The 22,528-nt window shown below is 47.8% G+C and carries 11 protein-coding genes; 2 read left to right on the plus strand and 9 right to left on the minus strand.

Annotated features, from left to right (window positions below):
* Nucleotides 1-147: 147 nt before the first annotated feature.
* From NG796_RS10540 to NG796_RS10555, 4 genes are all read right to left on the minus strand, one after another.
* The gene (locus NG796_RS10540) at nt 148-8,928 is read right to left on the minus strand and encodes a PAS domain S-box protein (RefSeq protein ID WP_261206542.1); all 8,781 of its coding nucleotides are present in this window, start codon (nt 8,926-8,928) and stop codon (nt 148-150) included.
* Nucleotides 8,929-10,125: 1,197 nt separating this feature from the next.
* Nucleotides 10,126-10,503, minus strand: a complete 378-nt coding sequence (locus NG796_RS10545) for a response regulator (protein ID WP_261206543.1) — start codon at nt 10,501-10,503, stop codon at nt 10,126-10,128.
* Nucleotides 10,504-10,969: 466 nt separating this feature from the next.
* Nucleotides 10,970-13,780: a PAS domain S-box protein gene (locus NG796_RS10550; protein ID WP_261206544.1), complete on the minus strand. Its 2,811-nt coding sequence runs from the start codon at nt 13,778-13,780 to the stop codon at nt 10,970-10,972.
* The gene (locus NG796_RS10555) at nt 13,777-15,681 is read right to left on the minus strand and encodes a response regulator (RefSeq protein WP_261206545.1); all 1,905 of its coding nucleotides are present in this window, start codon (nt 15,679-15,681) and stop codon (nt 13,777-13,779) included. The genes NG796_RS10550 and NG796_RS10555 overlap by 4 nt, the downstream gene beginning before the upstream one ends.
* 256 nt (nt 15,682-15,937) lie before the next feature.
* On the opposite strand from NG796_RS10555, the gene NG796_RS10560 reads away from it, so the two are divergent.
* Together NG796_RS10560 and NG796_RS10565 are read left to right on the plus strand one after the other, a co-directional pair.
* Nucleotides 15,938-16,561 carry a Coq4 family protein gene (locus NG796_RS10560; RefSeq protein WP_261206546.1) on the plus strand — a complete coding sequence of 208 codons (624 nt, stop codon included), beginning with the start codon at nt 15,938-15,940 and terminating at the stop codon, nt 16,559-16,561.
* Nucleotides 16,562-17,034: 473 nt separating this feature from the next.
* On the plus strand, nt 17,035-17,235 hold the full coding sequence (locus tag NG796_RS10565) for a hypothetical protein (protein WP_261206548.1): 201 nt from the start codon (nt 17,035-17,037) through the stop codon (nt 17,233-17,235).
* A gap of 142 nt (nt 17,236-17,377) precedes the next feature.
* Here the strand turns inward: NG796_RS10565 and NG796_RS10570 are convergent, their stop codons facing one another.
* From NG796_RS10570 to NG796_RS10590, 5 genes are all read right to left on the minus strand, one after another.
* Nucleotides 17,378-18,862, minus strand: coding sequence for a glutamate synthase subunit beta (locus tag NG796_RS10570; RefSeq protein WP_261206549.1), 1,485 nt, complete (start codon nt 18,860-18,862; stop codon nt 17,378-17,380).
* Between the two features lie 465 nt (nt 18,863-19,327).
* The gene (locus tag NG796_RS10575) at nt 19,328-19,975 is read right to left on the minus strand and encodes a Uma2 family endonuclease (RefSeq protein ID WP_261206551.1); all 648 of its coding nucleotides are present in this window, start codon (nt 19,973-19,975) and stop codon (nt 19,328-19,330) included.
* A gap of 114 nt (nt 19,976-20,089) precedes the next feature.
* Entirely contained in the window at nt 20,090-20,602 is a 513-nt protein-coding gene (locus tag NG796_RS10580; protein WP_261206553.1) for a hypothetical protein, read from the minus strand.
* A gap of 92 nt (nt 20,603-20,694) precedes the next feature.
* A complete protein-coding gene (locus tag NG796_RS10585) occupies nt 20,695-20,928 on the minus strand; it encodes a YgiT-type zinc finger protein (protein WP_261206555.1) in 234 nt (77 codons plus the stop codon).
* A gap of 139 nt (nt 20,929-21,067) precedes the next feature.
* Complete coding sequence (locus NG796_RS10590; protein ID WP_261206557.1) at nt 21,068-22,450, minus strand: GTPase; 1,383 nt, start codon at nt 22,448-22,450, stop codon at nt 21,068-21,070.
* Nucleotides 22,451-22,528 lie beyond the last annotated feature (78 nt).

A 22,528-nucleotide genomic window follows, 5' to 3' on the forward strand; every position in this document is an offset into this window, starting at 1 on the left:
GGTAGGAATTTAGGGCGATCGCAGATATCCTGAATCGGCTCTGTCTCTTCTGTGTGAACGGAATCAGCTAGAGTAGGCCATCTTCAATCCACTGCTTCCCTAACTCCTTCTGGGGGTTTAAGACTCCTTTGCCTTCGGTCTTTCGGGTCACTCTAGGACCGATTTGATCAAGGTTAAGATTTGCTCAAACTCAAAATTTTGGGTCCAGTTCGTTAAGGTATTGGCAAAGGATTCATGGCGATCGCGAATGTCATCCAACAGGGTGTCCATTAATTCTACATCACAGGATTTCGTCGCTAGGTCAAAGGACTTTAACCAGTCCCGGGGAATATCACGCCAATCGCTTTCGGTTAGAGGGACCGGGGCAACCGGGACGGTTTGCACCAAGGATACGGCGGGGTCTTCATAGAGAAAGCGGACCCCTAACTGTTGAGACAAACAGTCAAACAGTTCTGTATCCCGAAACGGTTTGCGGATAAATCCATCAAATCCATAAGAAAGCCCAACGGCACTTTCTTGCTCAATATAACTGGCGGTTAAAGCCACGATCGCCGTTCCTTGACCTTTGATCGACCTTTTAATCTGTTGAGTAGCCTCATAGCCATCCATGACCGGCATTCTTAAATCCATAAAAATTAAATGCGGTTCCCATTCTTCCCAAAGCTTAACCGCTTCTTGACCATTGCTACTCTCTAGGAGGTCAAATCCCAAAGGTTTGAGGCATTTAATCACAAAAGTGCGATTATCCGGGCGATCGTCGGCGATTAAAATTCGGTATTGGGTTTGGTTCGGTTCTAGGGCCACGGCGCGGCGTTGCGGGACTGTCGGTTTAGGCTCCATCTCCGCTGCTACTGTCACGGGGATTTCAAAGCTAAAGGTACTCCCTTCCCCAAGCTGCGATCGCACCTGAATCGATCCCCCCATCAACTCCACAAACTTGCGAGAAATGGACAATCCTAAGCCCGTTCCCTCGCGGGCTTCCAGTCCCGTACTCGTTTGCACAAAGGCTTGAAACAGATGGGTGAGTTCGTCCGGGGCGATCCCAGGTCCCGTATCCGACACTTCGCACCGCAGATTCAAGGGTTGAGGTTCCCGGGAATCCGGATCGGAGACACTGGAGGAACCGTCCCAAGATACCCCCCGCAGGGTGACTGAGATCCGGCCTCTGTGAGTAAATTTAATCGCATTCCCAATCAGATTAATCAGGACTTGCCGCAATTTAATCTCATCGGTGCGGATATATATCGGGACCTCCGGGGACTGTTCTACAACGAACTCCAATCCTTTGCTATAAGCTTTGAGCCTAAACATAGATTGTAAATCTTCTAGGAGGTCAGAAACCTTAAAATTAGTGGGGGAAAGGGTCGTCCTTCCGGCCTCAATTTTTGCCAAATCCAAAATATCATTAATTAACGTGAGCAAATGCTCTCCACTGCGATGAATAATCGCGACATTTTCTTTGGCATCCTGGGATAACGAGGGATTGGAGAGGAGCAATTGGGCAAACCCGAGAATGGCATTAAGGGGCGATCGCAATTCATGACTCATATTCGCCAGGAAGGCACTTTTAGCTTGATTGGCCGCATCCGCCGCTTCTCGGGCTTTTTCCACCTGTTGATAGAGTTCCGCTTGGTTGATGGCGATCGCCAGTTGATTGGCAATGGCGAGGAGCAATTCCATCTCCGAACTATCCCAGGGCGATTCCCTTAAATTCCGCGCCAAACATAAGGCTCCCCAGACCCCCGTCCCCATTTGTAAGGGCAACATCAACCAGTGCCCCGCAAAAGTGCCGATCAACTCCACCCGGGGATCATCCGCATGGGGTATCCAACCGGATAAAATCACGGGTTGCAAGCGTTTAATTTCCTCAGTAATGGGGTTGCCGACATCGGGAATATCCAGGTCCAGGGTACTTTCCAGGGTATCAAAGGGACGATATTCCGCCACATTGCGCCACAACCCTTCTTCGGGGAAATATTGCAGAATTTTCACCATATCCGCCCCTAATAGCCGTCCGCTTTCATGGGCGGCACTAAATGAAATGGTCGTCAACTCCAAAGAATTGCGAATACTTTGTACAAATTGCCGCAAGACTTGCTCTCGCTGCATCTGCGATCGCAGGATTTGTTCTGCCTGCTTCTGAAGGCTCACATCCTGGATTTGGGCGATAAAATGTAATGGGTCCCCTTCCGCCGTGCGCACCAATGAACCTGTGAGCAGGACCCAGATAGAATGCCCCTGTTTGTGAATGTAACGTTTTTCTAATTGATAAGACGTGATTTCACCCCGCATCAGTTGGGTGGCATAGTTCAAGTCCAGATCTAAATCTTCGGGATGGGTAATGGTTTGAAAGTCCAGGGTTAACAGTTCATCATGGGAATAGCCGATAATGTCGCACACAGCGCGATTCACTTTCAACCATCGGCCATCGAGTCCGACGATCGCCATGCCAATCCCGGCATAGTCAAAGGCGGTGCGGAATCGTTCTTCACTTTCACTCAGGGCCAGGACGGTGCGCTTGGGTTCCGTAATATCGAGGACCGTTCCCCGCAGATAGATTACCCTTCCCCGGTCGTCTCGAACCGCTTCCCCGCGCGCTTCTAAGTAGCGGCAAATGCGATCGCCCTCGATAATCCGCAGGTCCATTTTATAGGACCGGCCCTCAACTATGGCCCGATTCAGATTCTCTTGCAGTTGCACGCGATCCTCGGGATGAATCGTATTAAAATGCGCCGGATAGGCCGATTCGGGGGCCGCTGGATTGACCCCAAACATCTGAAACCATTCCTCCGATGCGGTGAGTTGTTCCCGGTTCAGGTCCAGTTCCCAACTGCCAATATGGGCGATCCGTTGCGCTTCTCGCAATGCCGCCTCACTCTGGCGCAGTTTGGCTTCAATCTGTTGGCGATCGGTAATATCATGGACCGTGCCGACCCACTTTACCAATCTGCCTTCTCCATCAAAAACGGGTTCCCCCCGCACTTCTATTTCCCGAAATTCCCCACTCGGGCGCTGAATCTGCTGCTTTAGTTCCCAGGGTTCACCGGCCCTCAATTTGTCTTGAATCTCCCGCTGTTCTAACCAGGGAGTCTCGGGATGAATCCGGGGGTGAATCAGTTCCAGGGCGGGTGGGGTTGGAGTCGGTTCTAATCCATAAATCCGATAGAGTTCTTCAGACCATAGGGTGCTTTGATTCACCGCATCAAATTCCCAACTGCCGATATGGGCAATCTCCTGGGCTTTGGCTAAATTGGCTTCACTGTGGCGAAGTTTCTCTTGCCCTTCTCGGGATTCGGTGATATCTCGGGCGGTGGCATAAATCAGCTCACCGATGGGCATAGAACGCCATTCTAACCACCGATATGAACCATTTTTATGGCGATAGCGATTAATGACATTGATAACCTCTCGGCCATCAATTAAGTCTCCCATCGCGTTCACTGTCCGATCAAAATCATCGGGATGAACCAAGTCATAAATTTTAAACTGTCTCCCTTCTAGTTCAGCAATGGTGTATCCCAGGGTTCTTTCCCAACCCAAACTCGCCCTGCGGTAGTAGCCATCAATGTCCCCAATGCAGAGTAAATCCAAAGACATCGTAAAGAAGCGATCGATTTCTTCCGTTTTTTCCTGGAGGTTGAGTTCCAGTTGTTTTCTTAGGGTAATATTTTGAATTTGCTTGATGGCATAAAGGGGCTGGTTATCACTGTCCCGCACCAGGGAAACGCTCAACAATCCCCAGATGATTTTGCCATTTTTATGCTGGTAGCGTTTTTCCAGATGGTAATAGGAAATTTCCCCTTGGATCAGTTCCTCTAGGTGACTCAAGTCACTTTCTAGGTCCTCGACATAGGTAATATCTTGAATGGTGCGGGCTAATAGTTCCGATTTGGAATAGCCTAACATCTGACAAACAGCGGGATTGACATCTACTAACTGCCCATCGGGAGCGACTAAACACATTCCCACGGCGGCACTTTCAAAGGATTTTTTAAACCGTTCTTCGCTTTCGCGTAAGGCTTCAGTTCGTTCCGCAACTTGCACTTCTAAGGTGTGGTTGTAGTCGGTTCTGAGTTTTTCAGCTTGTTTGCGATCGCTGATATCCGTAAAGGCATTAATCGCATAAATAACCTGCCCGCTTTCATCAAAAATCGGGGTGGAATACACCTGTAGCGGAATCCTCTGCCCTGCCCGTTCAATTTCTAAATCTTCGGCCATCACCGCTTCCCCTTGCAGCGCCAGGATGCCCGGGAGTTGGGCTTGGGGATACAGGCAATTAGTCCCGGCTTGATAAATTTGATATAAGCTGGAGACTTGTTCTAGGGAAAGTTGCGGGGCAATGGGACCGAGCAAATCTTGTCCCGCCTGATTCATATAATGATATTTTCCCGTAGGATCTAAAGCGGAAATACCAATAGGGAGGGCTTCTAAAAATTGGTTGAATTTGCTTTCACTTTGGCGCAGGGAGGTATAAAGTTTGGCATTTTCTAAAGAGATGGCCGCCTGGACGGATAAAAATTTTAAAACTTCTAGGCGATCGCTAGGAAAGGCTCCCGAAATGAGATTATTCTCTAAATAGATAATCCCACTGAGTTTAGTCCGGTCCAAAATGGGCATACAGAGGATGGATTTCGGCTGCTGGGCGCGAATATAGCGATCGCCTCGAAATGGCCCCTCAGATGTAGCATTGTTCAGGGCCACGGTCTCCCGAGTCCGAATCACATAGCGGACGATCGCCCCTGATAGGAGGTCCTGATCCCCGGTGCCATCTACGACCGCATTCAACGGGATTCGCGGTTGAGTCGTCACCTGATTTTCATCAATAGCCGCTTGAATCATCCATTCCCCGTTTTCTTCTCCAATTAAATAGCCGATTTGTGCCCCGGCATTTTCAATCAGAATTTTCATTAATGCCCCTAGCAGCTTTTCGATTTCTATCTCCCGCGTTAGGGCTGCGGAGGATTTTAAAACACTCCCTAAATCCAACACCACTTCGGGTTTACTGCTGGTTGAATTAATGGTATTTGACTGAGTTTCAGTCAGATTTTGCACCCCCTTTTGCTTGTCGGGTTTGTCTAACCACTGGTGATATTTTGCGCTTAATTGTTGGAGTTTTGCCCCAGCTTGCCATTGTTGATACAGGACATAAGCCTGCGTGATGTAAAGTTCAGCAATTTGGATCATTCCCTGGTGATGATAAAACTCACCGGCTAACTCATAAGCCAAGGCTACTTCCTGGAGAAAATGATGCTCCCTAGCCCCCACAATAGCGCGCTCATATAATTCTGCTGCTTGCCAATTTTGACCGAGAACCCGGGCCTTTTCTGCGGCGACTAAATCATATTTATGTTGATAGGTCATCGGTCCAGAGTGTGTCCAGTTTTGCAGGCGATTTTGATGGATTTCGACTCGTTGAAGGACGTCCTGTTGCTCTGACTCTTCCAGAGAGGGATATAATGCTAATCGAGCGAGGGAATCATAAAAGGGCAGTTGACCCAAGGGCATCAAGGAGGCGATCGCGGCTTCATAATGGGCGGCGATCGTCAGACTCTCCACCGCTTTTTGCCCCTCTGTTAAATAATAACTGAGTATTCCTTGGGCCAGATGGAAGCAAAATAAAGAAGTATCGCTATTATTTTGGCTTAAAATGAGCAGGTCTTGGGTCTGATCAAACGCTTCCCCATTTAACTGCCCCACTTCGAGGGCATTTCCCCGCAGATTTAACGCCAACTGCAACCAAATTTTAGTATAGTACCGTTGAATATCCTGCTGATTTTTTTCAATAACTTGCAAAGAGTCTTGATGCTTTTTGATAACTTTCTCTAAGGGTTCCCCACTCAGCAAGGAATAACAACTATATTGCATGGTGGCATAACAGGTATATTCTAAATCTCCCGTTTCCAACCCCAGACGTACCGTGGCCCTTAAACCGGCGATCGCCTCCGGGAGGGGTTCTTTCCAATGTCGGATAAATCCATTAAAAATATGATGGACTTTACAGCGACTTTCTGCACTTTCAAACTCCTCTAACAATTCTAACGCTAATTGCCCTAACTGATACCCTCGTTCTATTTCCCCTGCACCACAAAGATTAAATCCATAATAGGCATAAGCAAAAGCAGCTAAGGGCGATTTTCCATATTCCAAGGAGAGTTTGACCATCGTTAAGGCCATTCTCGGCACCCATTCTGGAGTGACAATAATCGCCGTCCCCCAAACGCTCATTAAAATCTGCATGGCGGCTATTTTATCCGGTTCCTCCATCAAAGGAAGATGGGATAATTCGGTAATATCCCACTGGATCGGGGCTAATTCAGCCAGGGAAACCCCCAACATTTCCAAAACCATTAAACTGGTATCAACCGCTTTTTGAAGCTGGTTGATGGCACTATACAATTGAATCAGAATCTGATAAACCTTGACCCGTTCTAGGAGGGTTCGGCCCTGGTTGAGCACCACTGCTGCTAGGGCTTCTACTTCAGGATAATGGGTCATTAAATATTCCGCTTCTACGGCTTCCAGATGAAGCTGGAGGGTGAGGTCATAATGGGTCTGCCAACTCTGGGAGGGTAAGAGACTCAAACCGGCGTTGAAATACTGCGCTGCCAGACTATAAGCACTGGCTAATTTGGCTTTTCTACCCGCCCATAAATTAAGGTAAGCCAGGTCGAGTTTCTCCGGTGTTTCTGTCATCAACCTACTTCCTTGGTTGAGGTGATTAACCCTAATAAATAGCGTTTCGGCCAGCCAAGTGGAGGGGTCCTGGGGGGATTGGGTTGCGGAAGGGGTGCTATCCCGAAGCAAGCGACCAATTTCTAAGTGTTTTTCCGGTCGTTGGGCTTCGGGAATTAAAGCGTAGGCAGCTTGTTGAACTCGGTCATGCAAAAATTTAAACTTAATTTTTCCGGTGTCAATTTCGGGCAGTAACCGCAATAGTTTATAATTTTCACTTAAGGGAATCACGAATCCACTTTGGAGGGCGGGAAATAACTGGGTAAATACTTCTTCAGGTTGAGCGCGCGCAATCTGGCTTAAAGTCTCTAAATCAAAGGGACTGCCAATGCAAGCGGCAAGCTGTAAAAGGATTTGGGTTTCAGGGCTAAATTTGACCAGTTGACTCGCCATTAAAATGACGACATTATCGGTAATCTCGCGGGCTTCAATTTCCGCCAAATTCCAGTCCCAATTTTGGCGATCGCTACTTAAATAAATTAACCCTTCCTGATAGAGGGAATTCAAAAATTCCAGGGTAAAAAAGGCATTACCTGCGGTTTTTGAATAGACTAAATTGGCTAAAGGTTGCACCAAGGCGTGAGGGGAATGCAGGGTAGCGGCCATTAAGTCTGCCACATCAGAAGCCGTCAGATTGTCCAGGGTAATCGTGATTAAGTTGGGGAATTCGGTTTCCAGATGTGCCTTTGTCATCATCAAGGGATGGGTCCCATCTACTTCGTTATCCCGATAGGCCCCAATCACTAACAAAAATTCCAACTCGCGATCGCTTAAAATGGCCTCCAACAGGGTTAAGGATGCCAGATCCGACCACTGGAGGTCATCGAGAAAAATGACCAGGGGATGTTCGCGATCGCACAGGGCTTTTAAAAAGTTTTGAACCACCCAATGGAGACGATTTTGGGCTTCTTGTCCCCCCAAATCTGCTACGGGAGGTTGAGGGCCGATAATCTTTTCTAAATTCGGAATCAACTCAATTAAAACCTGCCCACTATTACCGAGGGCGGCTACAATGCGACTACGCCATTCATGAAAAACTGCCTCGGGTTCCCCTAAGATAAAATTACAAAATTCATTAAAGGCTTGTCCTAGCCCTAAATAAGGAATATTTCTTTGGTATTGGTCAAATTTTCCGGCAATAAAGTTACCCCGTTTAGCGGCGATCGGTTTATGGACTTCTCGGACTAAAGCGGATTTACCCACCCCGGCATATCCTGCTACAAAAATCAGGTCCAGATTTCCCTCAGCGGTGCGATCAAATGCCGTTAATAAGGTCTGAATTTGAGCCTCGCGTCCATACAACTGTTGGGGTAATTGAAAGCGGTCCGAACGGTCTTGCTGTCCCAAATTCAAGGGTTTGATAGTGTTTGCGGTCTGAAGCTGGCGCAAACATTCTTCTAAATCTGCCTTCAATCCCCATCCTGATTGATAGCGTTCTTCGGCATTTTTAGCCATTAATTTGGCAACTAAGTTACACAGGGTCTCTGGAATTTGGGGTTGAACAGTTTGCAGCGCGATCGGGGGTTTGGCAATATGACTATGGACCCATTCCATCGGGTCCTGACTCTGAAAGGGTAAGGTTCCGCTTAAGAGATTGTAAAAGGTTACCCCGAGGGAATAGAAATCCGTCCGATAGTCAATGCAGCGATTCATCCGCCCGGTTTGTTCCGGGGACATATAGGATAAAGTGCCTTCGAGACGGTTGGCATTTTGAAAAGTCGGATTTTCATGGGATAACACGGCTGAAATCCCAAAATCAATAATTTTTACGGTTCCCGTCTCGGGATTTAAGACAATGTTACTGGGGTTAATGTCTTTGTGAATGATATTTTGTTGGTGAATTTGTGAGAGAATCTCGGTGATGGCAATGGCTAAGTTTAAAAACTCTCGCAGTTCGAGTTTTCCGGCAATTTTTAATCGGCTTAAGGATTCAGCCCCAAAATCTTCGAGGAGGAAAAAGGGACTGGTCCCCTCATTGCTGAACCCATAGACTCGCGGAATTCCAGATAAATTGAGCGATCGCGTCACTTCATATTCGCGCCAAAACCACCCCAAGCGTTCGGGAGAGGAATAGGCTTTCTTGAGCATTTTCACAATGACTGCTTGTCCCGAAGCTTGAAAATAGCCCCGATAGACTTCAGAATTACTACTTTCGTAAAGTTTTTGGGTTAAAGAAATATCCGAAAGGGTAATCATTAGACCTCTATTTCCAGCAAAAAACGTTGATTGAGTTCTGGGCAAATTCCACCGGCGATCGCTTGGAGGGTCGCAGTACAGTAGGGGGAAGACCCGAGGGTTTCTTGACCCCTTCCCCAGTCCTTAAACTTCCTAAAAAATCTCGGATTGATCCCCGGTTTCCCCCCCTTTGATCCCCCTGCCGTCGTCTTGAAAAAAGGGGGACGGGAGGGCGATCAAACCTGGAATGAAAGCAAGAGGTCTATTCTGACTTAAGAGAGGGCGAGGGTTAAACCCCGTTTCTGGAGTAGGAAATCTAAATACTGTACTGAAACAGCGATTTGGGCGATCGCACTAAGCTAATCTGTTTCCTCCCCCGAGGATTAACTCGGAGTTAGGGGCGTTTGATTTCAATCCACCGTGAAGCCTTTTTCTGAAACAGGACTGACCCATCTACTGAAGTAGATACATGAAGGTGCGTTTCATGTCCTACCCCACCGACGGGTGATCTGCCGATGAAAAGCCTCACTCCTGTCCTGAGTCAGCCTGCACAAGTTTTAGGGGAACTCTCCCCCCATTCATTCAGGTAACCGGATGAATCGAGAGGATAGAAACCCGGTGGAAAATCAGACAACGGTCCCCAAGGATAAATTCCGCACCTCTCCAGGAAAATAAAGCTTCCTGTTTCTAGGTGGGGCGATCGCAGTTGTCGCTATTATTATGTCCCCGAGGGCATGGGGTATAACGATGTCGGCAACTGCTTCCCTGAATTGAGTGATTAGTTAGCAACGGAATTGGCTTAGAAATCAGCACCGATTGGGCTGGATATCTTGTTCTTGACAGAGGAAGATTTTAAACGTATAATTTCCAATCGGTCATAAGTTACATTGGGTCTCCTCAGAGAGACAAAAGGTAATATAGCTATTTTAATTATAAACCCGAGCGTTCCTTCGTGAATACCCGAAGTTAGACAAGGGGATTTCCCCTAACGAGCAAACGAGCTCCTACAAAACGCTGGAGGTCCTGTTTGTAGAGAAATGACCCTCTGAAGTGGGTCAAGATGGGGTCAGAACCGGGGCGTTTTAGCCGGTCCCGATTCTCTAACGGAGGGAATCATTATAGGGGGGTTATGAATACCTCACGAGCGTATCCAGAGAATATAAAGAACTGATAAAGACCCCCCGAGGAACTCAGGGGAAGAACATATCCTTGCGCCGGTTATTCCCAGCCTAGTAAGGTGGCAATGGTCTGGGATAGGGTCAGGGAATTGAAGGGTTTAGAAATAGCACCGGCGACTTTTAACTGATTTAGCTGATGCTGGGTAAACCAAAGGGCTTTGGCAGTCAATAAAATGACGGGAATTGACTCGGACTGGGGGTTTCTTTTGAGGCGATCGAGAAAAGCAAAGCCATCCATTCCCGGCATAGAAATATCCAGAATGATCGCATCCGGTTGCTCCGTGGCCGCCAGCTTTAACCCGTCTTGAGCGGAGGGCGCTAATAAAACCCGCCATCCCCCGAGGTCTTCTAAGCAAATTTGCACCACTTCTCGAACGGTAATTTCATCATCAACCACTAAGATTAGTTTCTCATTCATAGCCACCTCTAAGCCCAATAAACATTAGGAAAATGGCAATCAACTGGGTTACACTTGGAGACGCGGGGCTAGAGTTTCCAATTTGATGCGATCGGAGAAAATCCTTCCAATTTTTCCGATTCTTTTCTGTTCACGGTGTTCCCCCTGAAACACTTTTTTGGGGTAGTTTATCTTAACCTGAATGTAGTCTAGGGAAGGGGCTAGAATGCCTTTCCCCTTCAAGAAAGGATTCTCTATGATCTGGGAGAATTTGTCAATCACTGAATTTTATCAACAAAGGCCGGTAGGGCGATCGCTAACCTGGTGTTTCATCCGGATTTGGCCTGTAAACGTCATGATTTGAAGACAAAACCCGGGTTCCCTAGCGGAAACGGGCGATCGCCTCTGTGCAAGATTCATCACGGCTTGAGCGGCTCACTATCACGGTTTTAAATCACACAGTTAAGGGAAATTTATCAATCTTTTCTCAACTGGGAGGATCCGGGAGGGTAAAGTAAAAGGTACTCCCCTCCCCGAGGGTACTTTCGACCCAGATGCGGCCTCCATGTTGATGGACGATGCGCTTACAAATGGTCAATCCTAAGCCGGTTCCTCCTTTTTGCCGGGAGTCGGATGCATCGACCTGTTGGAAGGGGTTAAAAATCATCTCTAGTTTATCCGGTGGAATGCCTCGCCCGGAATCGCGGACGGCGAAGAGAACCCCTTGCCATTGGGATTGAACGGTGAGGGTAATGATACTTTGAGGGGGAGAAAATTTAATTGCATTACTCAGCAAATTGGTCAAAACCTGCTGTAGGGCATCGGGAGAGGCCCAGACTGTGGCGGTTCCGGGGGGTAAGGAGAAGCGGACTCCTTCCTTGTCGCCGATCGCCTGAACCCCTTCTACAGCTTGGGCGATCGCATTGGCTGCATCACATCGTTCCTTGACTAATTCCAGACGACCGGACTCCAGACGTTCTAAATCTAGTATATCATTCACCAGACGTACCAAGCGATCGCTGTCAGTGAGGGCAATTTCTAGCATTCGCTGGACTCGTTCGGGCTTATTTTGATACATTCCACTGGCGAGAAGTCCGATCGCCCCGCGAATGGAAGTGAGGGGCGTGCGGATTTCGTGAGAAACAATGGAGATAAATTCATTTTTCATCCGCTCAATTTGACGGCGATCGCTAATATCCCGGGCGATCGTGGAAATCCCGATAATCTTCCCCCGGCCATCTTTCACCGGAGAGATGGTCAAGGCGACATGAATCGGCGTATCATTCTTCCGCATCCGCACGGTTTCAAACTGTTGCACGGATTCACCTTGGGCAATTTTGTCCAGCAGATTGGTTTCCTCCGAGTGGCGATCGCTCGGTACAATCAGGGTCAAGATGGACTGCCCGATCGCCTCGGCGGGAGAGTACCCGAATAACTTATAGGCACTGGCATTCCAACTCACTACGGTCCCATCCAGGGTTTTGCTCAAAATTGCATCTTCAGAATCCTCCACGATCGCTGCCAGTTGGGATAAAGCCGCTTCTGTGCGTTTGCGATCGCTCACATCGCGCAAAATTGCGGTAAAAATTTGTTCCCCATCAATCTCCAGCTTAGAAATGGAAGCTTCGGCTGGAAACTCGGTCCCATCGGCACGACGGGCGGTAATTTCCGTGCGTTCTCCCATCGCTTGTGTACGCCCCACGGTTTTGCCAAAATTCTCAACTTGGAGACGGTGATACAGCACAAAACGACTCGGCATCAGCAGGTCCAAGGGTTGACCCAAAACCTCGGCGGCATCATAGCCAAAAATGCGTTCTGCACCTTGATTAAACAACGTAATCTTTTGATTGCCATCCACGGAAATGATCCCATCGCGGGCAATTTCCACTAACCCCGCTAATCGCGCTTGAGACGCTTGAATCGCTCGTTCGGCAGTTTTGCGATCGGTGATATCCATTGCTAATCCCGCCACTCTCACTAATTTTCCGGTTTGATCCCGAATGGGAAAGGCGCGAGAGTGAATCCAGCGTAAGGAACCATCGGGAAGCACAATCCGATATTCTTGATCATATTCCCCGTTAAAATATTTTCGCTTCACCCCCTGTTCCACTCGGGGACGGTCTTCGGGATGAAGGGCATCCAGCCAGTCGTTCGGGTTCTGATACAGGGTTTCACAACGGCGACCCCAAATCTTTTCATAAGCCGGACTAATATAAATGAGTTGGTCATGAATCACGTCCGCACTCCAGAATACATCTCGAATATTTTCCGCCAACTGCCGGAACCGAGACTCACTTTCGCGCAGGTCGGCTTCCGCTTGCTGGCGACGGGTAATATTGTTGTTAATTTCTAGCACTTGTAGCGGTTGCTGAAATTCATCATACTGCAAGACCCAGCGGGAAGCGACGATCAAGGGAGTGCCGTGAGGTGGGGTATGGGTAATTTCCCCTTCCCAGTATCCCACGCGCAGGAGTTCGGCTTCGATTTCAGGGAGGGATTGGGGAAATTGGGAGGCGAGGAGTTGGTGATACATTTGCCCGATCGCCTCGGATTTGCTGATTCCATACATTCGTTCTGCACCCCGGTTCCAGAAGGTAATGTATCCCTTGAGGTCTCGGGTGAGAATGGTATCATGAGCTAAATCTAACAACTGGGCTTGTTGTTGCAGGAGTTGCTCGGTCTGCTGACGTTCCCGGAGTTCCTGTTGCAGGCGATCGGTGAGGGCACTCAGTTGGGCGGTCCGTTCCCCGACTCGGGTTTCGAGTTCCCCATTGGTTTGTTGCAGAAGGGCTTCAGTTTGTTTGCGATCGGTGATATCCGTTGCCATACTAATGGCAACTTGCCGCCCATCCCCCAGGGTTCCCAGGGAGGCACAGGTAAACTGCCAGGTTCGATGTTGGCCGGTTTTGGTGGTGATGGTGTATTCTGCGGTGCAGATGCCTGGGTGCAAATCATAGAGCTTGGCAATGGCAGTTTGCACGTCCTGGGAGCAGTTAGGATGGGCTTGTAGAGTCCAGTGGGCGATGGTGGGAATGTCTTGATGACTGTATCCAGTGAGATCGGTCCAGACTTTGTTAATTTGGATGATTTCCCCATTTTGGGTATGGATCATCAGGGGAAGGGGTGCGAGATTGAGAATGTTGCGAACCTGATCTTGATCCGCCGAGAGGGCAATGGAGACCCGGGATTCCTCCGGGGCGAGGGGCTTCCCCCGCAGGCGATCGCATTCCTGGCGAAGTTCTTCCAGTTCGGCAATCAGTTGTCCTTGGCTTTTATCCCAGTCGGAAATGCCGTTCATGGCTGGTTTTCCTTTGTTTTGTGTTTGAGGGCTTCCAGTTGTTGCCGAAAGCGATCGCGTTCGATCCGGCTGGTAATGCGCGTGACTAATTCGGGCCCCACAATGGGTTTACCAATAAAATCATCGGCCCCAACGGCGAAGACTTGGCGCAGGGATTGAGCATCAGTATGAGCGGTGACAACTAAAATCGGCAGATCTCCCCAGTTGGGGTCTTGTCGCACGACTTGACAGAGGTCAATTCCATTAAATTTTGGCATTTCTAAATCCAAAATCAGCAGATGGGGACCGACTGCGGTTAAAATCTCCCAAAATTTTTCGGGATTGTCTAGGGTGGTGACTTCCAGTCCCCAGGGTTGCAGGAGTTCTTTCATGACGGCAAGGGCCGCTGGGTCGTCATCCACGATTAAAACTTTGGCTTCTGGGGTTGCTTTGGGCGGCAGGACTTGGGCGATCGCTTTTAAAATTTGGTCGCTGGTGGCGGGTTTGAGCAAAAATCCCCGTCCTCCGCAGCGAGAGACGGCAACGCGATCGGCTAGGTTATCCAGGGCGGTAAAGACGAGAATCGGCAGGGTGGGAAATTGGTGGGCGACTTCCTGCAACCATCGCAGTCCCGCTTTTTCCCCGGGGGAAGTGCTGGTTTCAGGACAGGCGATATCCAAGAGAATTAGGTCCGGGGTGGTCCGGGCGATCGCTTTTCGCCCTGCGGTGAGGGTGAGGGCGCTTTCTACCCTCATTCCCAGGTTCGCCGCTTGGGCGTTGAGGGCGGTGGCGATCGCGCGATCAGCGTCAACCACTAGCAGGGTCTGCGCTTTGGCTGGAGAGGGGAGTTCTAGGCTGCTTTCCGTGGGGGGTTTGGTCAGTTCTTCCCTTAACCCTCGGGTCCATTCCTCCAACTGCTGGGTTTCGGCAGGACCTAGGGGGGTGGGTGACATCAGTAGGTATTCAATTTTCCGAGCGAGGTTGGAGCCTTCTAAATAGCCGAAAGGACCCAAGGACCCGGCGAGTTTATGGGCTTCCTGGATGGCTTGTTCTTGGAGTTCGTCGGTGAGTTCTCCCCCAGCGAGGGCGTTATAAGCTTGCCGCAACAGGGCAATTTGTTGGTTTAATCGGGGTCGATATTTTTCCAGAATCTGGGCAATGGAGGCGATCGCTTCTAATTGTTTGCCCGGGGTGGGAGTCTTCTGCTTAGGGGCTGTTTCAACTTCCGGGGGTTCGGGATTGGACTCCGTGGCGGGTTTGAGTCGATACCCGAGTCCATACACGGTTTCAATGGGGTCTTTGTCAATGCCGATGGCTTTGAATTTCTGCCGCAGGTCTTTAATATGAACGGTAACGGCATTTTCTGTGGGGGAATCATCAAAGGACCACAGGCGATCGATAATCGCACTGCGACTAAACACCCGTTGCGGATTTCTCAAAAATAGTTCCAAAAGTTTATATTCTGTCGCCGTTACCCCCAAAGGTTGTCCATTCCAGGTGACTTCCCCAGACACGGGGTTTAAGCACAACTCTAACCAAGTTAGGGTCTCCGTCACTGGGGTAGTCCCCCGCCGTAACAAAGCCCGAATCCGCGCCATGAGTTCCGAGAGATTATAGGGTTTGACCACATAATCATCCGCCCCCGCATCCAACCCGGTGACAATATCCTGGGGAGAGTCCTTTGCAGTCAGCAGCAGGATGGGTTTTTGATACCCTTGTTCCCGCAGTTTTCGGCACAAGCTAATTCCATCAAGTTTGGGAATTACTAAGTCCAGTAAAATGAGGTCGCACTCCAAGAGCGTTGCCAGTTCCAGGGCTGTTTCCCCATCCGCTGCCGCTTCTACGCTATAGTTCTGCTTTCTTAAGGCAACAGAAAGTGCGGCACTCGCGGGTTCGTCATCTTCGACTAAAATTATTTTCATGACTCTGAGAATTTGGATCAGTTGCTATCTCATGGGATTTCGGAATCAGCATCTCCTCCTACGAGCGATCGGGGGATAGGGTGGTTTGTTTTGGGTTAGACCAATTTTACTCCAGGGGTGAGGGCGCTTTTGCACCCGTTTACAAAAAGTATAATTTTGGACGAGTCTTCTGAGGCGATCGCCCGGTAGACTCGGGTCGCCGATCCCGGATGATCTCGATTAAAATAGCAGCAGTCTATCTTGTGGTTTTCCCGCTATGGGCATTCAAGTTAAACAGCTCTATCGCGCTTTTCAACTTTACCAGAAATCCGGGAAATTAGGTGATTTTGCTCTATTAAAGGCGGATGCTTTCGGTGCCAAAGCTCATCGGAATTTGGCCCCCAAACTGGCAGGGGTCACGGGATACTATCCCGAAATTAATATCGAACAATTGTTAACCTATCCCTCCGGCACGTTTGGGCGCGAGTATGCAGAACATCTCACAACAAATCGCCTCAAACCTTTTAATGTCAGCCCCGAATTCGATGCGATCGCCCAACGAAATGTCTTCGCCCTGCGCTATGCCGTGACTCACGATATTTTTCACTGTTTGCTGGGGTTTGATACCAGCTATGCCGGAGAAATCGGCGTTTTAGCCTTTGCGGCAGCCCAAGACTATAGTCCATCTCTCCAAGTCAGTCTCACCCTGGCTCAAATTCTCTATCCTCTGTTCGCCCCTCGCCAGCGCGGGGCGATTTTGGCGAATTTAGCCCAAGGACAAGCATTGGGAAAACAAGCTGAGTTTTTACTCGGTTATCGATTTGAAGACCATTGGCACGAACCGATCGCCGAAGTGCGTCTACAGTTAGGATTACCCGAAACGGGTGCACAAAACTCCTGAGAGCAAATCCGGTTGTCAAAGTAGTTTTTCTCTATTAGTCCGCGTAGGCGGGCTAAGTCCGTATAGCCCCAGGCTTGACGCTGCGGGTTTTGATAGACTTTGAATATTGGATTTCCTAGGAGACTACAGGGGCGATCGCAGCATTAAACGTTAATGTTCGGGGTTTCTAATTCTTAAATTTTTATGTAATTTTTATCAGGCATTGCGAAAAAATGTAACAGTTAATCCTTTTTTAAAAGAAATGTGATTACAATAAAGTCAAATCAGTGATTCCCCATTCAACCGTAACTTTATCCCGATAATGGAGAGAAATTCCAGTTGGAATGGGAGGATAGGATTGAGTGATTTTAGGCGTTCATGCCTATGCACCTTTGTTTGAAATAGGATTGCCAATGATCGGTGAAGAATTACTCATTAATTCACAACCCATCACTCAATCCCATGTCGTCAGTTTGATCAGTAGAGGTTGTTTTATGTCATCTGATAACCAAACCGTGCCCCATCTGCATACTCAAAAGGAAGTAGAAGAGGCCGTCAAGGAGTATAAAAGTAGTGACCTCAGCGGGACTGAGTTAATTTCTTTATGGCAAGCGATTCACGATGCCTCGTTGGATCTGGCCTCAACTAAAGCCGTTGAAACCGAGGACGAAGTGCCTGGAGATGATAGTTATTAAGATAAATTGAGTAGATTAGAGACAAGCGTACTCCAAATCTCCCCCAAGCTGGGTTAAACTCAATCCCTTTATCCCAATGGGGATGCCGCCGATACTGAACTGGCGATCGCAGTTCGGTTCGGCGGCACAAGGTGTTCCAGAGTTACGGTAAATCCGTATTTCCCATCAGGTAGCGATCGCACTCCCGTGCCACCCCGCGACCTTCATTAATCGCCCAAACTACCAGACTTTGACCCCGACGGCAATCCCCTGCCGCAAATACCCCGGGAAGACTGGTTGTATATTTCTCATGGTCTGCCTTGACATTGCTGCGGCCATCCCGTTCTAATCCCAAGGAATCTAATAACGGTTGTTCTGGACCCAAGAACCCCATCGCCAACAACACCAACTGAGTTGGAACAACCTTTTCCGTTCCCGGAACCGGCTTCGGTGTATAACGGCCTTGCTCATCCTTGAGCCATTCTACCACCACGGTATGTACCGCCTTCACCCGGCCTTTATCATCTCCTTCAAACTTCGTCGCCGTTGTTGTATAAACCCGAGGGTCAGCCCCAAATTTGGCCGCTGCCTCTTCTTGTCCATAATCTAACTTATACACTTTGGGCCATTCGGGCCAAGGATTGTTAGCAGCCCGAGTTTCTGGAGGTTTCGGCAAAATTTCCAACTGCACCACACTGTTACATCCATGACGCACAGAGGTTCCCACGCAGTCAGTTCCGGTGTCACCGCCACCGATAATCACCACATCTTTGCCTTCAGCAGAAATAAAGCTACCGTTTTTATGTCGGTCTAGCACAGCTTTAGTATTGCCGGTGAGAAAGTCCATTGCGAAGTAAATCCCCTGTAAATCGCGCCCTTCAATGGGTAAATCCCGGGGTTTGGTCGCGCCGGTACAAAGAATCACCGCATCATACTCCTGCATCAGTTGTTGTGCGGTGATATCTTTCCCAACTTCTGTATTACAGACAAATTTTACCCCTTCATCTTCCAGGAGTTTAATCCGGCGTAATACCACTTGTTCTTTGTCCAGCTTCATGTTAGGAATGCCATACATCAGCAATCCACCGGGGCGATCGGCCCTTTCATATACAGTGACCCCATGTCCCACACGGTTCAACTGCGCTGCTGCCGCCAATCCCGCAGGACCGGAACCGATCACCGCAACTTTTTTACCCGTGCGTTTTTCCGGGGGTTCCGGGGTAATCCACCCCTCATCCCATCCTTTATCGGCGATGGTATTTTCGATATTTTTAATCGTCACTGGGGGGTTCGTGATGCCCAGGACGCAGGACCCTTCACAAGGGGCGGGACAAACGCGACCCGTAAATTCTGGGAAATTGTTCGTTTTGTGGAGGCGATCGAGGGCTTCATGCCACAGACCCCGATACACCAGGTCATTCCATTCGGGGATCAGGTTATTCACCGGACAACCGCTTGCCATCCCACTGATCAAAGTGCCGGTATGACAGAACGGAGTGCCACAATCCATACAACGCGCCGCCTGGGTGCGTAGCTTGTCCTCCTCCATGTGGAGGTGAAACTCATCCCAATTACCAATGCGATCGAGGGGATTCAGTTCAGACGGTAATTCGCGCAGGAATTCAATAAAGCCAGTGGGTTTTCCCATTGTTAGTGTCCTCTGTTCAAGATACGGTCAGGGTTAGGGTTAAAAGGCGGGATGGGCAGACGGTCAAAACTGGACCAGCGATCGCTGACAAGCCGTTTGATTCTACAGGTTTGCCGTATTTTATCATTGCCTTCCTTGAAAGTGAATATCGAATTGTTAAGCAAGGCCCTACAGATTTCCTCTTCAAAAATCCAGCCAATCCTCATCCCAAGCGGGTTCTCTTCCCCTCCCCCCGAGAACTCTCCCCAGCTTCCAAATGTTATCATTTTCCAACATTCTGCCCCTCCCAAGGGCATCATCCAACTGGGTTGAGGCGCAGTTGTAGGGTGCATCGGATCACATATTTATTGCGTTTATCGCCAAATTCTGAGCTTTGACCCACCGGGGCGATCGCAATTGAACTCGTCTAATCCAGTTCATGAGCCTCCCCAATTAACAGTCTTAGTATAACTCATTTCTTCTTCCCTAGCTTGCCTCAATCCTCCCCTTCACCCAAGCGCGAAAAGCCTTGATTGCTTTATTTCTACCTTCAACTTTACTCCGCTCTAAATACTGAGGAATCACCTCCCCCAAAGGCAACCCAGGGAAATGAGGACTTTCATTCACCTGAACATATTGCCCCCCTTGCAACACATTAATTTCCACCCGCGTCCCGTCAAATCGCCAGAGTTCCCCCACCCCTAATGCTTCATAGTTATTAAAGCGAGTCCGAGCCGTTATATCAATTTCAATCGCTAAATCCGGCGGTGGATCTACCGTTAAATCAATCCGTTTTTTACCTCTAATAGTTTCCTCATTTTCAATGTAGAAACAGCTCTCAGCTTCTAAACCCTGTTGCATCCTTTCACTTTTAAATGTAGTAGAAGCCAGATTTCTAAATTCAATATCTAGTTCTTCCAACAAAACTTCTACCAAATTGCTAATAATAACTTTATCATCTTCATGTTCCGGTAACGGCACCATAACTTCTAATAATGCCTGACTATAATTAATCCGCACACCCGGGTTTTCAGCATACTCCTCTAACAGTTGTTCGTACATCGGCCAACTAACATCAGTCATTAGGAGTTGTCCACCCGGTGAAAGCCTGATTTGTTTAAGTTGAACTTGCATAGTTTTCTCCAATAGAATGGGTCGTTTTAACTTAAGATTTGGTCTTCATTATTTATTCTAGCTTAACCTCGGACCTTCGGTTGTTCTTGAGAGGTCGCCGATCGCCCCACAACTTTAAAAAGGCGACCGCCTCGTCGTCGATGCTGCCATACTCTGAAAATAACCCCTCATTGGATTCAGAGTCAAATTCTCCCCTTCCAGCATTTGAATCACCAGATTTTCCCCCTCAACCGTCATCCCAATTCCCTGATCCGGTAAATCGTCACTGAATCGAATCGAACCACCTGGGTTAAACAGCAGCACTTTCTCCTGAGTCAGAACCGCAATCACATCAGCGATCGCCACAATTTGAACCATATAATCAGTCAACGGTAAAGCAACAATAATCCGACCCTCATCCAGACTAATCGCCGCTAACTGTTGATCCACCCCTATCCAGACAGTCAGGCAGTCGGGCGATCGCACGATAATAGGTTCCAGGATATCGCTTCTCCAACTCAGTCCATAACATCCCAACGGAACCCCCAAATCAATCGCCGCAAACTTTTGAGCGCAATCATGGGAAATAACTCGCCGACAGCGGTCAATTTTATAAAAGTCTAATTCAGTAATGGCTAAGATTTGCATTCAAATACTAATATTTTCAGGCTCTGCCTGGTAATCCTAAAGCCAATGCAGGGAAGGAGGTTGTAGTTATTGGATACATCAGAGAGTGAAATCTATAAACTCGTACTAAACTCATAAACCGGAGTTTCTATCACTCGCTTAGGTTTTTCTTGTCCCCCAATCATTTGCTGAATTCGCTCTACTGTCTCTGGAGAAAAGAACGATTCCCCCGTTTCTTCACAAACTCGGGCGGGCACATTTTCAATCATAAAAAATTTTTCATTCACTTCTAAAGTGTAAGTTACTCTTTTTTCTATCAATGTTTCTTGGGGAAAATTATCAGTCATAATTAGGGATTCCTTGTTTCAAACTTAATCCATCGCTTTGCATCGACTTCATTGCAAGCATCCAATCCCTGTATGAATTATGGACCGTTTTTGTGCCGGTCCATTTTTTTTGAGACCCCGCCAAGTGTCCGACGCGGGGTTATACAGAACTTTTTACTATCCAGTTACTTGGGTTTTCTAGGTTATTGAGAATTCTTTGGGCATAGCCAATAATAGTGTCTTTATTAGCCCTCGCTAAGTCTAGTCTAGAAGATGATGATTTAATAGCATCACAAATTTCTTTGGCAATTTTTTTAGATTGTTCTTCTGCAAGAGGTTTACCACTTCCATATCCGATATTTGATAATCCCCAGATCATCGCTACTCCAGTTATCAACCGATGTTCTAGTTCCTCGATACTCATCTCCATCATAATGATATCACCTTTATCCGAAAACATCAACAGGCTTCCCACGACCGATCCCAGTCCTGCTCCTACTTGGAGTGCCACTATTGCAGCAGGAATAGCTCCTCCGCTTCCAGCCGAAATTCCCAGTGCGATAAGAGCTGACATCAAACCACCCAACGGTCCCATAACTCCCGCTCCTGCACTTCCCCTACTTAGACGCTCGAACCAGTTTGCCTTTGTAGTTTGACTTAGTTTGTTGTCCAGTTGCTCTTCTGATATATCTGGAGTTTCTATTAAAATTTCATATATTTTTTCCGTTTGCACAATAAAGCACTCCCAAGAAATTTCAACTTCTTTGTAAATTTCTTGAATTACTTTTTGCTTTTTCTCTTGATTATTTATCTCCATTTTGTTGACATTTATTTTTGCTGCTTCTCGACAACTTACGATCGCATCACCTAAGTAACTACAAGATAATTTCCGAATGGCTTTCTGCTGAATCTTTAATTTTTCTAAACCCCTCTCAAAGCCAGTTTTCTGATGGGAATCTAGGCGGCTTAAAATAATATCGTATATTCGATTGACTTGAGAAGGTTTATCCCAATGAGCATCAAAAGTAATTACATTATCAATTGAGTGTCTTTTTAATGTTGCTTCCCATTGATTAATGCGATTTTCCACTACTTCTTTGCCTTTTCCTTCTCGGATAACGTGGTATTGATTAAGAACAGCTATTACTTTAGAATTGATATTTTGAATCAAAGAAATTTCTTGGTCATGAGCCGTGTTGGGGACCTGTTCTAAACTCACAACATAAATTACAATATCGCTATCATTTATTGCTTCTAAAGCTAGAAAATCTCTTTCATGTTCTTTTTTAAAATTTGGATATAAGGATCCCATGTCTACACCCTTTTGTATAGAATTCAAATATAGGGAAATTGCACCAGCGTTTTCAAATCCTGGAGTATCTATAAAGGTTACGGGCAAACTTTTAAAATCGAGTCGAACTGCCTCTGGAGTAGCACCAGCTCTATCTTCTACCTTCCCTGCCTTACTCTTGATAAAAGTGCTGATTAGAGTTGTTTTGCCTGTGTTGGCCTGACCAGCGATTGCAATTTTGATGGTTTCCATAGTTAGTAACTGTTTTGTTTCAAGAGTGATGATTAAGAGGGTAGCCAGTTTAGAGAAATACTCCTGGCCTCATAAGCC

This window comes from Laspinema sp. D2d (assembly GCF_025370755.1).
Lineage (GTDB): Bacteria > Cyanobacteriota > Cyanobacteriia > Cyanobacteriales > Laspinemataceae > Laspinema.

Coding starts and splice junctions, on each gene's coding strand:
- NG796_RS10540 (WP_261206542.1), bottom strand. CDS start 8,928: ATGATTACCCTTTCGGATATTTCTTTAACCCAAAAACTTTACGAAAGT.
- NG796_RS10545 (WP_261206543.1), bottom strand. CDS start 10,503: ATGAATGAGAAACTAATCTTAGTGGTTGATGATGAAATTACCGTTCGA.
- NG796_RS10550 (WP_261206544.1), bottom strand. CDS start 13,780: ATGAACGGCATTTCCGACTGGGATAAAAGCCAAGGACAACTGATTGCC.
- NG796_RS10555 (WP_261206545.1), bottom strand. CDS start 15,681: ATGAAAATAATTTTAGTCGAAGATGACGAACCCGCGAGTGCCGCACTT.
- NG796_RS10560 (WP_261206546.1), top strand. CDS start 15,938: ATGGGCATTCAAGTTAAACAGCTCTATCGCGCTTTTCAACTTTACCAG.
- NG796_RS10565 (WP_261206548.1), top strand. CDS start 17,035: ATGTCATCTGATAACCAAACCGTGCCCCATCTGCATACTCAAAAGGAA.
- NG796_RS10570 (WP_261206549.1), bottom strand. CDS start 18,862: ATGGGAAAACCCACTGGCTTTATTGAATTCCTGCGCGAATTACCGTCT.
- NG796_RS10575 (WP_261206551.1), bottom strand. CDS start 19,975: ATGCAAGTTCAACTTAAACAAATCAGGCTTTCACCGGGTGGACAACTC.
- NG796_RS10580 (WP_261206553.1), bottom strand. CDS start 20,602: ATGCAAATCTTAGCCATTACTGAATTAGACTTTTATAAAATTGACCGC.
- NG796_RS10585 (WP_261206555.1), bottom strand. CDS start 20,928: ATGACTGATAATTTTCCCCAAGAAACATTGATAGAAAAAAGAGTAACT.
- NG796_RS10590 (WP_261206557.1), bottom strand. CDS start 22,450: ATGGAAACCATCAAAATTGCAATCGCTGGTCAGGCCAACACAGGCAAA.